The organism is Yinghuangia aomiensis (genome assembly GCF_039542225.1).
In the GTDB taxonomy this organism is placed as follows: Bacteria; Actinomycetota; Actinomycetes; order Streptomycetales; family Streptomycetaceae; genus Yinghuangia; species Yinghuangia aomiensis.
Genome location: NZ_BAABHS010000005.1, coordinates 199,697 through 217,917, shown reverse-complemented (window position 1 = coordinate 217,917; position 18,221 = coordinate 199,697). Strand labels below are relative to the sequence as shown.

The window sequence follows — 18,221 nt, the reverse complement described above, 5'->3', positions numbered from 1 at the left end:
TCGGCTCATCGACGTGCTGCTCCCTCGACCGCCTTGCGCAGGCTCACGGTGATGTTGGTGCGTTCGGCCGCCACCGGGTGGCTGTCGACGTCCGTGACGCCGCCGAACATGGCATACCGGACGCCCGGAGCCACGACCAGGACGTCGCCGGCGAAGGAACAGTTCTCCGTGGCGGTCAATTCCGCCCAGCGGACGGGGATTCCGGAGCCGAAACACGCGATCGGTGTCAGGTGCCAAGAGTCTTCCTGCTGCGGAACCGCGACGCGGACGCGCAGCGACCATGCCCCGGTGGTGTCGACCTCGCCGTCGATGTCGTCGACGGTGGGGTAGCCGCGGCTGCGACGGGCGCTCGTCCGCCCACCCCCGGTTGCCGGAACGAGTTTCAGCAGACTTCGCAGGAGTTCGGGGCCGCCGTCGTCGGCGGGCGCGGTGGCCCGCACGCCGACGACCGCCCGCACGGCGTCGTCGACCGCCACCCGGAACTCGTCGAGACGCTTCTTCGCGCCGCGCACGTACGTGTCGGACAGCTCGTCCGTCCATTCCCAGCGGTTGTGCTCAGGCGGTTCCGAGGTGCGAAGGAAGACCTCGGCGCGAACGACGTCGTCTCCGTCGCGGGCGGTGGCGAAGCCGGCGAGCAGAACCGCTTGGAAGGGCTCCACGCCGAGGCCGAGATCCCGCGGTTTGCGGCTGGTGACGGTCATGCGGTTACCTCGCATGGACACCACCCGACTGTGCGTCCGGTCGTTGTCGTCCGCGGGGGTGAGCAGGAGGACCGCGTCGTGGGTGACAGCCGTGGCTCCCTTGCCGTCGGCGCGCCGCGGTGGCACCGTCAGCCGCACCGCCCGCTCGACCACATCGGTTCGGCCGGAGAGCGTGGCGACGGTCTCACCGGTGAGGTAGGCACGCAGAGCGCGCGCCAACGCGGGGCGGCGTTGCTCCGGGCTGACGCGTGTCTCGGGAATCAACTCGGCCCCGTTGCGCAGAGTTCGCACCGACGCCTCGAGCAGCGGTGGCGCCGTGTCGGTTCCGGTCATCGCGGCCCAGAAGTTCTCGGCCAACGAGTCGCAAAGCTTGTCGTGCATCGCTTGGAGACCCTCGTCGCCTGCCGCGACGGCGGCGGCGTCGTGGGCACCGACCACCAGGAACGAGGTTCCGGGGTCTTCGCCCTCGCGCTCCAGATGGAGGCTTGTGGCCTCCTGTTCGGTGCCCCACCAGGAGCGGGACACGTTCTCGAAAGCCGGGTCGCTGTCCGGTTCGCCGAACCAGGCGGGTCCGGCGAACGCCTCGTCGTCGACCTCGCGCCAGGGCAGGTCCAGGCGACCTATCAACCGCCTTGCCGTACGGCCCTCGTGGGGGACCGAGAGGGTGCTGTTCATGAGGACGAGGCCGAGCCGACTGGCCGCCCACAGGGTGGCTTTGCCCAGGCCGTACGAGCCGCCGGCGCGGCGATTGTCGCCCTTGTGACTGTCGAGTTGACGTCGGACGACAGCCGAGAAGCGGCCGTCGTCGTACTCGGGGCCGGTGAGTCCGTTGGCGTTGTGGTCGTCGATCCGCAGCAGCAGGAGTGAGCCGGAGGCTTCCATCTCCCGGAGCCCCTCGGCGAGCGCCCGTCCGACTTTCTGATCGGTGGCCATGGCGGCGGCGTAGTGCGGCTTGAGCGATTCCCACTGCAGGGCGCTCAGAAAACTGCCAAGATGCTCACCGGTGAGTTCGTGGAGGATGTAGCGGACGCGGACCGATCGCGTGGGGTCGCGCCGTTCGTCGAGCGAGTTCTGTGTGGCCTCGCGGGCGAGCACGCCGAGATCCGCGTCGAAAGCGAAGGCGGCCGCGTTGCCGAACTCCCGTCCCCCGTCGGCGTGTGCGGGACGGTGGTACCACGTCACCGGCCGTCCGGCGACGACGTCGGTGGTGCGCTCGTACACGGTGGCGAGATCGGTGGCGAACGCGGCGGCGATCAGGCGCACGGTCTCCGGGCGGGGGTGTGCCCGGCCGGTGATCCATGCGGACACCGCAGCCCTGGTGACCTGGAGCGTGGCCGCGAGTTCGGACTGGGTCATGCCATGGCGTCGGAGTTGCCTCGCGAGCCAGGGGCCGAAGTCTTCCGTTTCGTCGACCACCGGGGCTGTTTCCCTCCGTCGAGCCGTAGCCCCTTGGGGCACAAGCTTGTTCGTGCTGGTCAGGCGCATGCTAGCAGTCGATTTTGACACGCGGCAGTCCGTCAAAGGGATTTGTCGTGGAGCTGTATCGGTGTGCGCCAGCAGGTGTGGCTCGAGGATGGCCAGACTCATCCGACTATCGGGTAACTCCCTTTGGGTGCGGTGTGATTGGAGTGCGGTTGGCGGGAGTCGCCCTCGCAGAAAGTGGGTTGGACGCGGCGCGACGTCTCCTGCTACAACTTGATGTGCCAGCAACTACCTGAGACTGTCGGCCAGTTGAGGTACTTGTGGGTTTAATTCGGCGTGCTCTGTACGGCAACTGCACATGGATCGTGTGTCCCCTCCGGCTGCATGACGTGCCACCGTCCGGTGGACGGGCTCGCGGCGACACCAGCGCACCGCTCACCAATGCACCGCTCTCGACCTCGCCATGCCCAGGAGGCTGTCGTGACCCCGAGTTCCCCGTCCGGCGACGACGACTTCGCGTCGCTGATCCGGGCGTACAACTCCATGGAAGACCCCCAGTTGCAGTCCGACCTCCTCGCGGCGCTCGGGCTGACGCTGCAGGGGTGGAAGGCGAAGGTCGCCGCCCACGAGTGGATGCGGCGGTCGTCGACCGACGCATCGCAGGAAGCGGCGAATGCGACGGCGGAGCGCGAGTCCGTCGTCGTCGTCCGTGTCGAGATCCGTGGGCGGCGAGGGCACCGGTCCGCCCCGCCGTCGCGGGGGCCTGCCGCTTCCGGGCCGGGGCGTCCGGGTGCGCGCCGTGTCCGGATCGTCATCACCGCCTTCGAGGAGTAGCGCCGGCATGGGACGGCGGTGCGGAGGACCCGATCCGATCGGGTTCTCCGCACCGCCGTCCGGTCCACGGCGTTTCCGTTGTCCGTCGAGCTTCGTCATGACAGGTGGTCCGGGGGCATGCCCGGGCAGGAGGTAGGGGGATCGTGAGCGATCGGACGTTTTCGCAGGACGCGGATGCCGCGGTGATTCGGATGATTCTGGAGCAATCGACACGCACGCTGGAGACGTATCGGATCGACCCCGGCCTGGTGCAGGAACACGCCAACAGCGAGCTGCGCATCACGCAAGGCGGTTACGGCGAGCGCCAGTTGTTCGAGCTGGTGCAGAACGGCGCGGACGAGGTCGCCGCCGAACCCGGCGGCCGGCTGGCCGTGGTCCTGACCGACGACACCCTCTACTGCGCCAACCAGGGCACCCCCGTCACCCCTCAGGGTGCAGACACGATTCTGCGCATGAGCGTCTCCCGCAAGCGCGGTGGCCAGATCGGACGCTTCGGGGTTGGTGTGAAGTCGGTGTTGTCGGTGACGGACGCTCCTCAGTTCTTCAGCAGCAGCGGCTGCTTCGGTTTCGACCGGGCCTGGTCGGCCGACCGGATCGCCGAGGCGCTCGGGAGTCGACAGCCTCTCGACATGGACACCCCGGTGCTGCGGATGGCTCGTCCCTTGGACCGCGAGGAGGAACTCGACCGGGACGACGTCCTGCGGGAACTCCTGGCCTGGGCGACGACCGTGGTCAAGCTTCCCCTGCTGCCGGGGGCGGCCGACCGCCTGGGATACGACATAAGCGGCCACCGGCATGGCGATGGCCGCGTGACCGACCCCTTCCCCGCCGGCTTCCAAATCTTCTCCTCGCACGTCGGAGAGGTACTGCTCGAAGACCGCCGGGTGCGTCCCATCCGTCGCCGCAAGTTGACGGTGCAGGTCTCCGGCGAGCGGCGGATCATCCGCGAGGTCGGCACCGGGATCAAGGAAGCGGTCAGCGAATGGAACGTTTTCTCGGTCGCCCACGTACCCACCAAGGAAGCCAGGGGCAGCGCCGGTGAACTACACGACCGCAGCATCATCGATGTCTCGTGGGCGGTTCCCGCGTACGTCGAGAAGGACGGGCTGCTGACGGTGCCCACGGGGCGCGGCCAGTTCTGGTCCTACTTCCCCACCAAGTACCCGGTGTCCGTGACGGGATATCTGAACGCGGCGTGGAAGACCAACGAGGACCGCCAGAACCTCCTCGACGGCAGCTCCTTCAACCGGGAACTACTCCAGGTCGCGGCGCGTGTGGTGGTCACCTCCCTGCCCCGGCTGTCCCGCAAGGAGGATCCCGCCGCCTACTTGCCACTGCTGCCCGGCCGGGCCAAGGAAGCCGTCAACTGGGCCGAGGAGTACTTCATCCGTCACGTCTGGGACGCGGCTGCGCAGTTGCCCTCCCTGCCGGACCAGGACGGGCTCCTCCGCGTACCTCGGGACCTGCACGTCCACCCGGAGAAGCTGAAGCCGGAATGGCTGGACATCTGGGCCGAGTATCCCGGGCGCCCACGCGACTGGGTGCACCCGTCGGTCGAGGCGAATCCGCTGCGCCACGGCAAGATGCAGCACATCCTCTTGGCAGCCAGGAAGTCGACGGAAACCGTGCGCACCTGGCTGGAGGCCTTGGTCGCGGACCGCACCGCCGAGTCTTCCTGCCATGCCATCCGCATCCTCGCGGCGATGGTGGAACAGGGCTGTGACCGGGACACGCTGGAAGCCGCACGCAGTTCCCGCATCGTGCTCACCGAAGCCCATGGGATGGTGGCTCCTGTGGCGGGGAAGGTCTTCCACCGCACGGGCGAGGACGAACTGCGCGACGACATGGTCTACGTGCACACGTCCATCTCCGACCGGATGGAGATGCAGCGCCACCTGCACACCCTCGGCATTCGCATCGCCGATGCCCACGGCCGTTTCCAGGGCGTTCTCGACCAGGGTTTCGACAATTACACCCCGGAACTCTGGAGCCAGTTCTGGATGTTGCTGCGCAGCGCCGGCGGCAACGCCCAGGTGGACCGCATCCGCTCCCGCTACCCGGACGCCGCGGCCACGCTCCACGTCCGCACGATCGACGGACGCTTCCGCCGCATGGATTTGTGCCTGCTGCCGGGCGTCGTCGTGCCCGGGGACGGGAGCAGGGACGCCTCGATCGCCGTCGACATGGATTTCCACGGTGCCGACGTCGCGATCTTTCGCGACCTCTCGCTGAGCGACCGGCCTCGCGTCGCGCACGACCCGAAGCGCCAGTGGTGGTTCGAGGAGTACCGCCAAGCGGTGCACGACCAGTACCTGCGCCGGCTCGCCGCGGACGCCCCCCGGACGAACATCAACCGGCTCGTCGTGGAGGGGACCGCGCCGGCCGGCCCCTTGGATCTCCTGCCGCGCCTGTCGGAGGAGGGGCGCGCCGCGTTCGTCGCGGCAATCCCGGATGCCGGCGTCGTCGAGAGCTGGACGCGCGCGTACGGTGCCTCCGTCAACAGCCGCGCCGAAGTGATCTCCCCGCTGCGCTGGATGCTGGCCAAGTATGGCTTGGTGCGTACGTCGCTGGGCTTGACCTCGGTGCGCGAGGCGGTCGGCCCGCAGCTCAAGTCCTACGCGCAGGTCCTGCCCGTCGTCACCGATATTTCGGAGTCGAAGGCTCTGAAGCTCCGCATGCCGTCCACCCCCGAGGAGGTGCCCGCGAACCGCTGGCACGCTCTGTTGGATCGCGTGCTGGTCAGCGAGGACGACGTGTTCATCGGTCGCGCCTACGCCCTGATGCTGCGGGTCGGCATGGAGTTCCCCGAGGCGGCCCTGACCCGCTGCCGCGTGGGGGCATCCTGGGAGGTCCGTTCCGACGCGGAGATCGTCGTGGCGACGTCCGAGGCCGACTTCGGCGAACTCGTCCGCGAGCAGCTTCCCGCACTGCTGGTCGCGGACAAGGCCGACGCCGCGGCCGCGGCACAGATGATCGAGCAGTGGGGGATGCTCAAGGTCGCGGACGTCATCAGCAAGCAGCTCCGCAAGGCCGGGACAACCCGGCCGACGTTGCTGGTCGACGAATTCCCGCCACTGCGACAGCGCCTCGGCAAAGCCGTGGAGAATCGTAAAGTCCAGCGCTGCGGCGAGCTGGAGCAGGAGATCCGCACACCGCGTGGCGTCGACCTGAAGCCGTTGTCCTCGGCCCGCAACGGGTCGACGCTGCTGGTGCTCGACTCGCTTTCCCCGATCGACGTCCTGATGGCCGCCGACCGGGAGTTCGACTGGAAGCTCGACGCCCACGGCTGCAAGGGGGTGCTGGACCTCCAGACACGGCAGGAGCAGGACCGGGAGACCCGGGCGCGGCTCCGGAAGATCGTCGAGGCCGAGAGCGTCATCGACAAGATCGCCTTGTTGATCGGCGAGGAGGAATTGCGCACCGAGCTGCCGCCGGGTCTTCTCGACAGTGAGATCGCGGAGCGCGGCGGCGAACAACCCGATGCCCGGCGCATCGCCGAACTGGCCTTCAACTCCCACGGTGAGGAGATCCTCCGCGTTCACAGCCGGGACCTGGCGCTCGCGTTCCCCGGCAACGCGCCGAGCAGCTTCACCGGCGATGCCAAGGCGCTGAAGTTCGTCACCGATCTGGGGTTCCCCGACTCGTTCGCCGGTTCCCGGGTGCCGCCGCTGGAGGCGCGCATTCAGGTGGAGGGCCCGTCCGAGTTTCCCGGCCTCCACGACTACCAGGAACAGCTGGCACAAGCACTCCAGCGGCTGTTGGACAACCCGGCGCCGCAGCGCGGCATGATGTCCATCCCGACCGGAGCCGGCAAGACGCGCGTCACCTCCGAGGCGGTGATCCGGTGGATCCGGAAACGCGGCGAGCTTCCCGGGCCGGTGCTGTGGATCGCGGAGAGCGACGAATTGTGTGAACAGGCCGTGCAGAGCTGGCGGTTCGTTTGGTCGAAGGTGGGCGCCGAGATGCCGCTGGTCATCAGCCGCCTCTGGTCGTCCAACGAGTCCTCGCCGGTGACGGGCGAGCCGCATCTGGTCGTGGCCACCGACGCCAAACTGGAGAGTGTGCTCGGTCAGGACGACTACGCCTGGCTGCGGGACGCCGCCTTGGTCATCGTCGACGAGGCGCATCGGGCCACTTCGCGCCGGTACTCGCGGATCTTCGAGCACCTGGGCGTCGACGCGCCGACGACGCGTCGCCACCTGGTCGGTCTCACCGCAACCCCCTACCGGAACAACGAGGACCTGACCCGGCGTTTGGTGCGCCAGTTCGGGACCCGTCTCGACGTCGACGTCTTCGGTGGCGACCAGAATGAAGCCATTCGACGGCTTCAGGACCTCGGCGTCCTGGCTCGTGTGAGGCACCGGGAACTCTTGGGCGCCGAGATCCGGCTCAGTTCCGACGAGATCTCCAGTTCCCAGCAATTCGGTGTGCTGCCCAAGCGCGCCGAGCAGCGCCTCGCCGAGGACCGGGACCGCAACCTGCGCATCATCGACGAGATCGAGAACCTGCCCAAGGACTGGCCGATCCTGGTCTTCGCCACGTCGGTCGCCCATGCCAAGTTCCTGGCCGCCAAGCTGAACGACCGGCAGATTCGCGCGGCGGCGATCGACTCGGCCACGCCCGTGGCCGAGCGCCGCAAGCGGATCGAGGACTTCCGCAAGGGCCGCACTCAGGTGCTCACGAATTACGGGGTCCTGGCCCAGGGCTTCGACGCCCCCGCCACGTGTGCGGTCGTCGTCGCCCGGCCCACGTACAGTCCGAACGTGTATCAGCAGATGATCGGCCGCGGTCTGCGAGGACCAAAGAACAACGGGACGCCGACTTGCCTGATCCTCAACGTCCGCGACAACGTGGTCAATTTCCAGGGTGATCTGGCCTTCACTCAGTTCGACTACCTGTGGAACGAGGCAAGGTGACGGACCTGCAGCATCCGCTCACCGCTGCGCAGCGGTCCGTCGTCGACCAGCCGTGGGACGCCCGCACGCTGGTCACGGCGGGCGCGGGCGCCGGAAAGACACACACGCTCGTTCGCCGCTTGGAGGCGTTGGTCGAACGGGAGGAACTGGAGGCGCACGAGATCCTCGTCCTCAGCTTCTCCCGAGCCGCGGTGCGCGAGCTGCGCGAGCGGATCGACAACCACGCCGACGCCGCCCGTCGCGTGCGGGCCCAGACCTTCGACTCGTGGGCGGCAGCCCTGCTGCGCCGGGCGTATCCGGAACGCGACTGGTCGAAGAGCACCTTCGATCAGCGCATCACGGCGGCCACCGAGGCCGTTGAACAAGGGGCTCTGGAGGAGGGCGAGTTCGGTGCTCCCGCCCACGTGTTGATCGACGAGGTCCAGGATCTCGTCGGGGTGCGGCGGGAGATGGTCGAGGTGATCCTCGACCGCTTCCGGGAACAGAGTGGATTCACGGTGGTCGGGGACGGCGCCCAAGCCGTCTACGGCTTCCAGGTCGCCGACCCGGACGCACGGGCGCAGGAGACGAACTACTTCTTCGATTGGATCCGGGGCTCGTTCGCCGAGGACTTGGTCGAGATCCGCCTCGACGACAACTTCCGCGCCCGGACTCCGCAGGCCCGGGTCGCCCTCCCGTACGGTCCACGTCTGCAGCGGTTGGCCGCCGACCGTGACCCGGCGGAGGTACAGGCCGAGGAGATCCACCGGGAGTTGCGACTCCTGCTCGACGAGGCCCCCCACTTCGGCACACTGGACAATACCTTCGTCCTGGACTCGCTCCGGTACTTCGACGGGACGACGGCGATCCTGTGCCGGGACAACGGCCAAGCGCTCTCCATAAGCGACACCTTGCACAAGGCCGGGGTGAGCCACCGGCTCCGACGCTCCGTCCGTGATCGTCCCGCACCTCCCTGGATCGCCGGGCTGCTCGCGGCCACCGACGCGGCCGACATCTCCGAGGCACGCTTCGCCGACCTGGTAGCCGAACTGGACCCGCGGCCGGACCTGGACCCGACGGTGCTCGCCCGAGCGATACGGCGGGTCACCGGCCACCGACGCGGCCGCGTCGAGCTTGCCGCGTTGCGCCTGGCCGTGTCGGAGCGGCGGCTACCCGACGAACTCACGGCGGCCGAGCTGGCGTCGCTGGTCGTCTCGTCGGTGCACCGGGCCAAGGGTCTGGAGTTCGATCGCGTCCTGGTGCCGGAGCCGGTGGAGCTGCGGCGACCCAAGGCTGTGGCCAAGAAGAAGATCGAGTACGACCCGTCTGCCGAAGCCCGCCTTCTCTACGTCGCCATGACCAGGCCTCGCGACGACCTCTACCGCCTCGACCGTCCCAACACCTGGCTGATCCGCAAGGACAAGCGTCTGGACCGGTGGTACATCGGGGGCGGCCGATCGTGGGCCCGCAACGGCATCGAGGCACTCGGCCATGACGTCTGCCACGAGCATCCGCCGGGGGTACGCAACATCGCGGTCGACCCCGTCGAGGTGCGGCGTCGTCTCGCCCACGAGGTCCGCGACGGCGATGCCGTCGAGCTGGCATTGCTGCACCGGATGCCCGAAGGCGCGGAGCAGACTCCTCCGTATGCGGTCCTCCACGACGGGCGCCCGGTCGGTGAGGTATCGGAGACTTTCCGTCGCGCCCTGCATCTCATGCTCGGCAACGGCGGCAAGTGGTCCGACTACGGCCTCCCCGGCCGGATCACCGGCCTCCACATCGACTGCGTCGAAACCGTCGCGGGCAGCGACGCCGCGTCCGAGCGTGCCGGGCTGGGCAGTTCGGGAGCCTGGCTGGCACCCCGCATCGGCGGCCTCGGGCGTTTCGACTGGACCGACCCGTCGGACGACTCGGACACGGAGCGAAGGCCCTCATGAGCACCTCCATCCACGACTACTACGTCCTGCGCGATCGGCTCGCCGCTGCTCTCCGCCTGGACCTTCTGGGGCCGGCCGGCGGCGAGGAGGAGATCCTCAAGGACGACGCACCGGTGACGATGTATCCGGTCGGCGTCCTGTTCCCCCAGGAGACGCCGGAGGGAGTTCGCGACAGCCGGGAGGGCTACGAGACCGACGGAGACGACACTCTCGCGCTCGTGCGCGGCGGCGACGGCGAGGAGGACGCGGTCGAGCGCAGCATTTCGCTTGCCAACGTTCGGCGGCCGTCCTCGATGGGGCTCACCTTTGCCGTAGACCCGGCGGTGGCGGAGCGGATCGTGGTGCGGACCACAGCCGCCGTCTACCGGCCCGAGGACGCCGACGGCAACCCCGTCGTCGCGTCGCGCATAGAGGCCCGCAGCACCCGGGAGCAACGCGAGCGCTGGCGTCGGGTGCCGCTCGACCTACCCGATGTCGCGGTGGACGTGACAAGGCCGGACACGGTCGGACACCCGCTCGCCGAGGGACTCGAACTGCGCGTCCTGGTGCGTCCCCGAGGCGAGCACGGGACCGTCACGGTCACCGTCACGCTGATCAACACCCACACGGTCGGCGCCGGAGCGCTGAAGGACGCCGTCTGCTTCTACCAACTGGTTCTCCGGGTTCGTGCACTCACCATCGGTGTCGAGCCGTTCGTGGAACGTCGTACCTCTTCCGGAAGTCGGGACCGGGAGTTGATGCTGAGCCGGTTGCTCCATCGGCACGCTCCCGGGTTCGCCACCGGTCATGGTTGCGCGGCTGCTTGGGACTGGACGCCTCCGCCGATCGGTGCCGCAACCGCGGTGCGTGCCGCCGTCGCGGAGGTCCGAACCGAATTCGTGCCCGTGCACGAGGTGCTGCAGACCGACTCGAATCGCTCCATCGTCGTGGACGCGCTCTCCATGCAGGGTCTCGGCACTGCCGATCCGCATGTGGTGGTGCACGCTCTCGGTGTACTTCTCGACGGCTATCGGGCCTGGATCGACGAACGCAAGGCAGAGGCGGCGACCCTGGCCGGCACCGAGTACCACGCCGCTGCGCAGGAACAGATCGACGCGTGCGAGATCGCGCTCACGCGCATGAGTTCGGGCCTTGCCTTGCTTTCCGATCCCGCGCACCCCCACGTGATGAGGGCGTTCCGACTCGCCAACCGCGCCATGGTCGAACAACGCGCACGAACATCCTGGGTCAAGGCGGGCAAGCCGCCGGGCGGAGCGGACGAAAGCAAAGAGTACTGGCGCCCCTTCCAAATCTGCTTCCTGCTGCTGTGCCTGCCGGGCATCGTCGAGGACGACCATCCCGACCGCGGAATCGCCGACCTGCTCTGGTTCCCCACCGGCGGTGGCAAGACGGAGGCCTACCTCGGCCTGATCGCGTTCACCACCTTCCTGCGTCGCCTCGAAGATCCCCTGCACGGCGGTGGGGTCACCGTGCTGATGCGCTACACACTGAGACTGCTGACGCTCCAGCAGTTCGAACGCGCCACCGCACTGATCTGCGCCATGGAGCTGATCCGCTCCCGCCATGAGGCCGAGCTGGGACGGGACAGCATCTCCATCGGCATGTGGGTGGGGAAGTCGGCAACTCCGAACGACCTGGCGACGGCCGCCGCGAAGTTGGACGTGCTGCGCACCGGCGGACGCTCGCTCGACAAGGAGAATCCGGTCCAGCTCCAGGCGTGCCCCTGGTGCGGCACCCGCCTCGACGCCTCGAACTACGCAGCGGTCCCGGACCATGGCCGCATGTACGTCCACTGTCCGGATGCGGACTGTGCGTTCCACCGCGGCGACGGACTCCCGGTGCATCTGGTCGACGACTCGATCTACGCCGCCCATCCGACGCTGATCATCGCCACCGTCGACAAGTTCGCGTCCATGCCGTGGCGGGAGCGGACCGCCGCGCTGTTCAACCGCGATCTGGCGGAGACCAAACCACCGGAGCTGATCGTCCAGGACGAACTCCACCTCATCTCCGGCCCGCTCGGCACCCTCACCGGGCTGTACGAGACCGCGGTGGACATCCTGGCGAACCGACCCAAGGTGATCGCCTCCACGGCGACCATCCGGCGCGCCGAGGACCAGGGCCTGCACCTGTTCGACCGCGAAGTCCGTCAGTTCCCGCCGGCCGGACTCGACTCCCGCGACTCCTGGTTCGCGGTCGAGTCCCCCCGCGAGGACAAAGCCACCCGTCGGTACATCGGCCTGTTGACCTCGAGCACCAGCCAGGCGACGTTGCTGATCCGTACCTATGCCGCGCTGCTGCACCAGATCCACATCGGCGACGCCGACGACGAGGTCAAGGACGCCTACTGGACGTTGGTCGGCTACTTCAACAGCCTGCGACTGTTGTCCGCCGCCGAACTCCAGGTCCTCGACGACGTGCAGGACCGTATGGAGCAACTCGCCGTTCGCGACGGCGTCGAGAAGCCGCGTCGTCCCGAGGCGGTGACGGAGCTGAGCAGTCGGGCCGGCGCGAGCGACATCCCCAAGCGTCTCAAGGACGTCGAACGCAGGTTCCCGTCCCCGGACGCCACCGACGTGCTGCTCGCCACGAACATGATCTCCGTCGGTGTCGACATCGATCGTCTCGGCCTGATGGCGGTCATGGGACAGCCGCAGACCACCGCCGAATACATCCAGGCCACCAGCCGGGTCGGTCGACGTCATCCGGGACTGGTTGCCGTGATGCTCAACTCCACTCGCTCCCGGGACCGTTCGCACTACGAGAGCTTCCAGCACTTCCACTCGGCCCTCTACCGCGAGGTCGAGTCCAGCAGTGTTACGCCCTTCTCGGCGCGTGCCCGCGATCGCGGTCTGCACGCCGTGATCGTCGCATTGACGCGGTTGACGATCCCGGGCGCGGGCGAGAATGCCGCGGCGGCCCGCATAGAACAGTTCGTCGACCGGGTCGACGGTGCCGTTCGCGATGCGCTGCTGGCACGGGTTGCCAACGTTGCGCCCGACGAACATGCGGCCACCGCGGCCGCCTTCGACGAGTTCGTCGACTGGTGGCGGTCGGCTGCGGCCGACGATCCGAATCTGCTCTACGAGGCCCACCCCAAGAGTGGCAGGACCGGTCTTCTCGTCTCGTACGACAACGACGTCCCGGAAGGACGCGCGGGCTGGCCCACGTTGTGGAGCCTGCGCGACGTGGATGCCTCTTCGACCTTCTTCCTGGAGAAGCGATGACCCCTCCGCCCCCGCGCAAGCGCGGAACCGCCCGACCCGGCGCGCCGCTCACGACCCTGCGCAGGCTCGGCGAGATCCGCCGTGCCCAGGTCGTCACCACCTACGGTGTCGGTTCGATGATCGCGGTCGACAACGAGTCCTTCGTGATCGCCGGACTCGACACCTGGGACGTCAGCCGGTCCCGAACACTCTGGGAGCCGCGCCTCACCAGGGCGACAGGTGTTCACGAGTTCAAATTGCCGCCTGCCGTCGACCCGGACGAGGCCCGCGACGGGGTGCGCGCCCGTCGGTTCCCGCAGCTGTACTCGTGCCCCGAATGCCGCGAGCTGCAGTACTACTCGAAGTTCAACCCGCCGCGGGACAAGGCGATTTGCGGTGCATGCGAACGGGATCTCGTCCCGTCCCGCTTCGTGATGGCCTGCGTCAACGGCCACCTCGACGACTTCCCGTACTGGAAGTGGGTCCACCGCTCTTCTTCTCAGGCACCGCGCGACGCCGGATCGGCGGGCCCCTGTGGAGGAAAACTGCGACTGCGCGCGGAAGGCTCCACGGCGTCCCTCCGCGGTGTCGTCGTCGGCTGTACCTGCGGGGTCAAGGAGGTGTCCATGGAGGGGGCCTTCCGCAGTCAGGCGCTGCGCGACCTGGGCATTCGGTGCACCGGACGTCGCCCCTGGCTCAAGGACGCTCCCGCGCAGGAGTGCGGCGAACCGCCGCGCACCCTTCAGCGTGGTTCCTCCACGGTGTGGTACCCGGTGGTCCACTCGGCCCTGTCCATTCCGCCGTGGAGCGACGGCGTGCTCAAGGCACTCGGTCCCCATTGGGGCAACATCCAGGACGAGCCCGAGGAAGCCATCCGCACCTTCCTGAGGATCTCGAAGTTCGAGGAGAAGAACCGAGGCCTGACCGTCGACGATGCCATCGCCGCCGTGCGGCGCGTCCGTGAGGCCGAAGCGGAACAGCCGACCGGTGATCACACCGCGCCGTCACCGCGCGATGTCCTCTACCAGGAGGAATATCGGACCCTCCAGCACGAGCGTTCGGAGGGCGGGCGCGAGGAAGTCCAGGACTTCGTCTGCGAGCGGCCGGGGGGTGCGGGAACACCGGACGGCATCGGCCAGGTCATGCTCGTCAAGCGGGTCCGTGAGATCCGCGCCTTGCATTCCTTCACCCGGGTCGAGGAGCCGGCCGTCGGTGATCCCGCGAGCAGCTCGCGCCGGGCCGCGCTCGCTCTCGGGAAGCCGGGCTGGCTACCTGCCATCGAGGTCAGCGGGGAGGGCGTCTTCGTCCGCCTCGATTCGGAACGTCTCGACGCATGGGAGCGGCAGCCCCAGCCGCGGGCTCGTGCGGAACGCATCCGACGCAATCACGAAGCGTTGCTCCGAGAGCGCTATGCCAACACCGACCGGCCCGTACCACCCTCCCCGGTTTCCCCTCGCTATCTGGCCGTGCACACTCTGGCGCATCTGCTCGTCAACGAGTGGAGCCTCGACGGCGGTTACCCGGCCGCGTCCCTGCGCGAGCGCCTGTACGTCGGCGACGACATGGCGGGCTTCCTCATCTACACGGCGACCAGCGACTCGGCGGGGAGCCTCGGCGGAATCGTCGCCCAGGGCGAACCCGAGCGTCTTGCCGCCTCGTTGGAATCCGCGCTGCTTCGCGCCTCATGGTGCTCCAACGATCCCCTGTGTTCCGAGGCGGCGGTGAGCGGCGCCGAAAGTGTCAATCTCGCGGCCTGCCACGCGTGCGTCCTGCTTCCGGAGACCAGCTGCGAGACGAACAACGCCTTCCTCGACCGGGTCGCGCTCGTCGGCACGCCGGACGGGGCGGTGCCGGGCCTTTTTTGACGTGCCGAACGTCCGGTCGGTGCGGACGTCGGGCCCGCACCGAGCAGACTCGACGATCGACGCGGTCAGTACGCGTAGTGCTTCCGGATCGCCGCCTCGAGGTCCTCCCGGGGGATGTCCAGGGCGGCCGCGAGGATGTGCATGCCGAGGCGTGGCGGTACAGCGTTTCCGATTTGCTGAGAAATGTCCTTACCTGCCCACTTCCAGTCAGGTGCGGCAGGGAATGTCTGCAATTGCCCCATCTCGGATGTGCTGAACCGATCCGTGCTGGTCCCGTCGGGCGCCTCCACCCGGTTCCGGGACACCTTGCCGGTGACGGTCGCCGACGGCTCGTGGGAGTAGCGACGCCCACGGGCCTTCGGGTCGCCGCCGGTTCCGTAGTTGGAGATCACCACGAATGGGGCCGGTCGCTCCGGGAGCGCGGTGGCCATCGACACGGGGGCCGTCGGGCTGACCAGACGGGCGGCCCGAGCTTTCTTCAGGGGGTTGAAGACGTCGTGCGTGGGCTGGGGCATGCGCGGAACGCCGGGCAGGTGGGTCGAGTTGCGTAGGCGGGCAATGAAGATCGCGCGACGGCGGGTTTGCGGGACACCGTATTCCTCCGTGCGCAGGACCTTGGGGACCGCGCACGTGTAGCCCTCGTCCTCGAGCAACTCGGCGTACCTCTCCCACACCGGGCGGACCGCGGGGACCTGCTCGAGGACGATCGCCTCGAAGGGGCGGCCTGCGTCGCGGGCCTCCAAGGCCCAGCGCAGCGGCTCCAGAACGAGGCCGGTGCGTTCGTCGCCCAGCTCTTCGAGATCGTCGCGGATCGTCTTCAGCGCTTCACGGGCCACGAGGCGCTTGGCAAACGCGTAGACTTGGTCCAAGGCTTTTCGCCCGCTGCCGTTCCCGGCCACCGTGAATGTTTGGCACGGGGGCCCGCCCGCAAGGACATTCGCTTGTGTGAACAGCGCGGGCCCGGACTCGCGGACATCGCCCGATTTCGTGGCCAGGCCGTTCGCCTTGCGGGTCTCGCAGGCACCGGGGTCCCACTCGATGCCTACCGCGGGAATGCCCAGTTGCCGCGCCGCAAGATCGAGTCCGCCGGGCCCGGCGAACAGATCGACAATCGAGAACGGCGTGGACATGTGGCTTCCTTGCTGTGCGGATGGCGGATCGTGGAACGGGGAGCGTCCCGGCCCGGATCGCGGGGTCGCGACGGGCCATGCTATTCGGCCTGTGGCGGCGACGTGAAAGAGATCCGCTCAGCTGTGGACGGAAGGTGTGACACCGCACAGCGCACGCGCGATCGATCGCCCCACGGCTTCCGCGACCGGCGGGGGCAACGCATTTCCGATCTGTCGGTAAGCACGTGTTTTCCGACCGTAGATCTGCCAGTTCGTCGGTATTGCCTGGACGATTGCCGTTTGCCGCAAGCTGAGTCGGGGCGTGCCGTCGACCGGGAACTCGGCCGACGGGACCGCGTCGCTCAGGCCGGCGCCGTCCACACCGATCGCCGCCCATGCCCGTTTGCTGCCGGTCGGTCCCAGATCCCCGCCACCGCGGTTGTCCGAGCCTCCGACGAGGGCGGGCGCGGGTCGATCCGCTCGCGCAGCCCACTGCTCCGCGCCGGGCCATCCGTTGGCGGCCATCGACGGGCCGAGTGCCTGGCCCACCGTCGGCGTCGGCGCGGCGATCGGCTCGGGCCAGGCGAATCGGTGCCCGTAGTCGTCCGCGAGGGCCACCAGGAATCCGCTCCGTCGGTGCTGTGGCACGCCGAAGTCCGCGGCGTCCAGGACCTCCCAGAAGGGGCGATACCCAAGGTGCTCCAGCTCCGCTTCCACCCAGGACCGATCCTCCGCGTAGCCGTCGCTCCGGACCAGCCCCTCCAGGTTCTCCAGCATCAGCGCCTTCGGCCGGACCGCCATCACCACACTGACCGCGGCCCTGAAGAGCGCCCGCTCGTGGTCGTCTCCCCCGCGGCGGGCCACCGCGGCCGCGGCCTTGATCCGTGGCATGCCTCCGCTGACGAGGTCGACGTCGAGCACCTTGCGCAGGTCCGGCTCGTCCTCGTCCAACGGGTCGAAGCTCATCAGATCCCGACACCGAACATCCCACTCGCGTCGGTTCAGCCCGATGGTGCGGCATGCGAACTCGTTGTTGTCGATCAACATGACGGGGTCGAACCCGGCGCGTTCCAGGCCGAGTGCCTGCGCGCCCGATCCGGCGCACAGCTCCAGTGATGTGAACCTGGTCATTGCTCCCCCGTCGTCGGCCTTTGCCGGAGTGGTGCGGCACGGGTAGTCCGCGGGACCGGGATTCGGTGACGAGGATATCTTCGAGGCCGAGCGTGCCGGCGGGCCCGCGTGGCCGACTCCCCGCCTCGACGTTGTCGGCGGCGAGACGGACGCGTACGTCCCGGTGTCAGGCCCCCGTCATCCTCCGCAACTTCCCGATCCCGCCCCACGACACCCGCTGGTACGGCGGCAGCGGGTCGGTGATCGGGGTGGCGGGGCGCCAGGCCACCAGGGGGACGACGCCGGGCTCGACCAGGTCGAAGCCGGTGAAGAAGGCCTCGATTTCGGCGGAGGTGCGGAAGCGGCCGCTGCCGAGGCTGCGGAGCATCAGCTTCTCCATCTCGGCCGCCTCGGGGCCACTGGCGCAGAAGTGGGTGAGGTAGAGGTAGCTGCCGGGGGCGACGGCGTCGCGGTAGGCGGCGACGACGCCGTTGGGGTCTTCGGCGTCGCCGACGTGGTGGATGACGCCGAGCATCAGCAGGGCGATCGGGCGGGAGAAGTCGAGGAGGCCGGCGACTTCGGGGCGAGACAGAACGTCGGCGGGATCGCGGAGGTCCGCGGTGGCGACCTTGGTGTACGGGTTGTTCGCGAGCAGCGCGCGCCCGTGGGCGAGGACGATCGGGTCGTTGTCGATGTACGCGACACGGGCCTCGGGGTTGACCGACTGGGCGATCTCGTGGGTGTTTTCGCCGCTCGGCAGCCCGGAGCCCAGGTCGAGGAACTGGTCGATGCCCTGCTCGGCGAGGAACCGCACGCCGCGCCCCATCATCGCGCGGTGCGCCTGCGCACCGATGCGGGCACCCGGGAGAACCCGTAGTGTCTCGTCGGCTATCGCCCGGTCGACCTCGAAGTTGTCCTTGCCGCCGAGGATCGCGTCGTACACCCGCGCGACGCTCGGTACGGACACGTCGATCCCGGTGGGGTCCCAGTCGCGCATGGGATCGCTCGAGCTTGCCGCCGCGGTTGTCCGCGCCGCCGTGTCCGGTGTCTCCAACGCCGTTCCCCCGTCTGCTTGTTGATGGCGCGACAGCGCCACGCCGGGGGCAGACTAACCGAACGGTCGCGGCGGCTCCAGGAGCCGA

9 protein-coding genes are annotated in these 18,221 nt (G+C 68.6%); 5 read left to right on the top strand and 4 right to left on the bottom strand.

Annotated features, from left to right (window positions below; all coding sequences use genetic code 11):
- Nucleotides 1-5: 5 nt before the first annotated feature.
- Nucleotides 6-2,117 carry a helix-turn-helix domain-containing protein gene (locus ABEA93_RS08930; RefSeq protein ID WP_345674814.1) on the bottom strand — a complete coding sequence of 704 codons (2,112 nt, stop codon included), beginning with the start codon at nt 2,115-2,117 and terminating at the stop codon, nt 6-8.
- Between the two features lie 486 nt (nt 2,118-2,603).
- Between ABEA93_RS08930 and ABEA93_RS08925 the strand changes: the two genes are divergently transcribed.
- From ABEA93_RS08925 to drmB, 5 genes are all read left to right on the top strand, one after another.
- Entirely contained in the window at nt 2,604-2,957 is a 354-nt protein-coding gene (locus tag ABEA93_RS08925) for a hypothetical protein (protein WP_345674813.1), read from the top strand.
- Nucleotides 2,958-3,148: 191 nt separating this feature from the next.
- Nucleotides 3,149-7,873 carry a DEAD/DEAH box helicase gene (locus tag ABEA93_RS08920; protein WP_345674812.1) on the top strand — a complete coding sequence of 1,575 codons (4,725 nt, stop codon included), beginning with the start codon at nt 3,149-3,151 and terminating at the stop codon, nt 7,871-7,873.
- On the top strand, nt 7,870-9,789 hold the full coding sequence (locus ABEA93_RS08915) for a UvrD-helicase domain-containing protein (RefSeq protein WP_345674811.1): 1,920 nt from the start codon (nt 7,870-7,872) through the stop codon (nt 9,787-9,789). The genes ABEA93_RS08920 and ABEA93_RS08915 overlap by 4 nt, the downstream gene beginning before the upstream one ends.
- Entirely contained in the window at nt 9,786-13,016 is a 3,231-nt protein-coding gene (locus ABEA93_RS08910) for a helicase-related protein (protein ID WP_345674810.1), read from the top strand. Before ABEA93_RS08915 ends, ABEA93_RS08910 begins: the two co-directional genes overlap by 4 nt.
- The gene (drmB, locus tag ABEA93_RS08905) at nt 13,013-14,860 is read left to right on the top strand and encodes a DrmB family protein (RefSeq protein ID WP_345674809.1); all 1,848 of its coding nucleotides are present in this window, start codon (nt 13,013-13,015) and stop codon (nt 14,858-14,860) included. The genes ABEA93_RS08910 and drmB overlap by 4 nt, the downstream gene beginning before the upstream one ends.
- 65 nt (nt 14,861-14,925) lie before the next feature.
- Here drmB and ABEA93_RS08900 read toward each other — a convergent pair whose 3' ends face one another.
- The 3 genes from ABEA93_RS08900 to ABEA93_RS08890 form a co-directional block, all read right to left on the bottom strand.
- The gene (locus ABEA93_RS08900) at nt 14,926-15,990 is read right to left on the bottom strand and encodes a DNA cytosine methyltransferase (RefSeq protein ID WP_345674808.1); all 1,065 of its coding nucleotides are present in this window, start codon (nt 15,988-15,990) and stop codon (nt 14,926-14,928) included.
- A 117-nt stretch (nt 15,991-16,107) separates the two neighbouring features.
- Nucleotides 16,108-17,100, bottom strand: coding sequence for a DNA cytosine methyltransferase (locus ABEA93_RS08895; RefSeq protein WP_345674807.1), 993 nt, complete (start codon nt 17,098-17,100; stop codon nt 16,108-16,110).
- A gap of 166 nt (nt 17,101-17,266) precedes the next feature.
- Complete coding sequence (locus ABEA93_RS08890) at nt 17,267-18,076, bottom strand: SAM-dependent methyltransferase (RefSeq protein ID WP_345674806.1); 810 nt, start codon at nt 18,074-18,076, stop codon at nt 17,267-17,269.
- Nucleotides 18,077-18,221 lie beyond the last annotated feature (145 nt).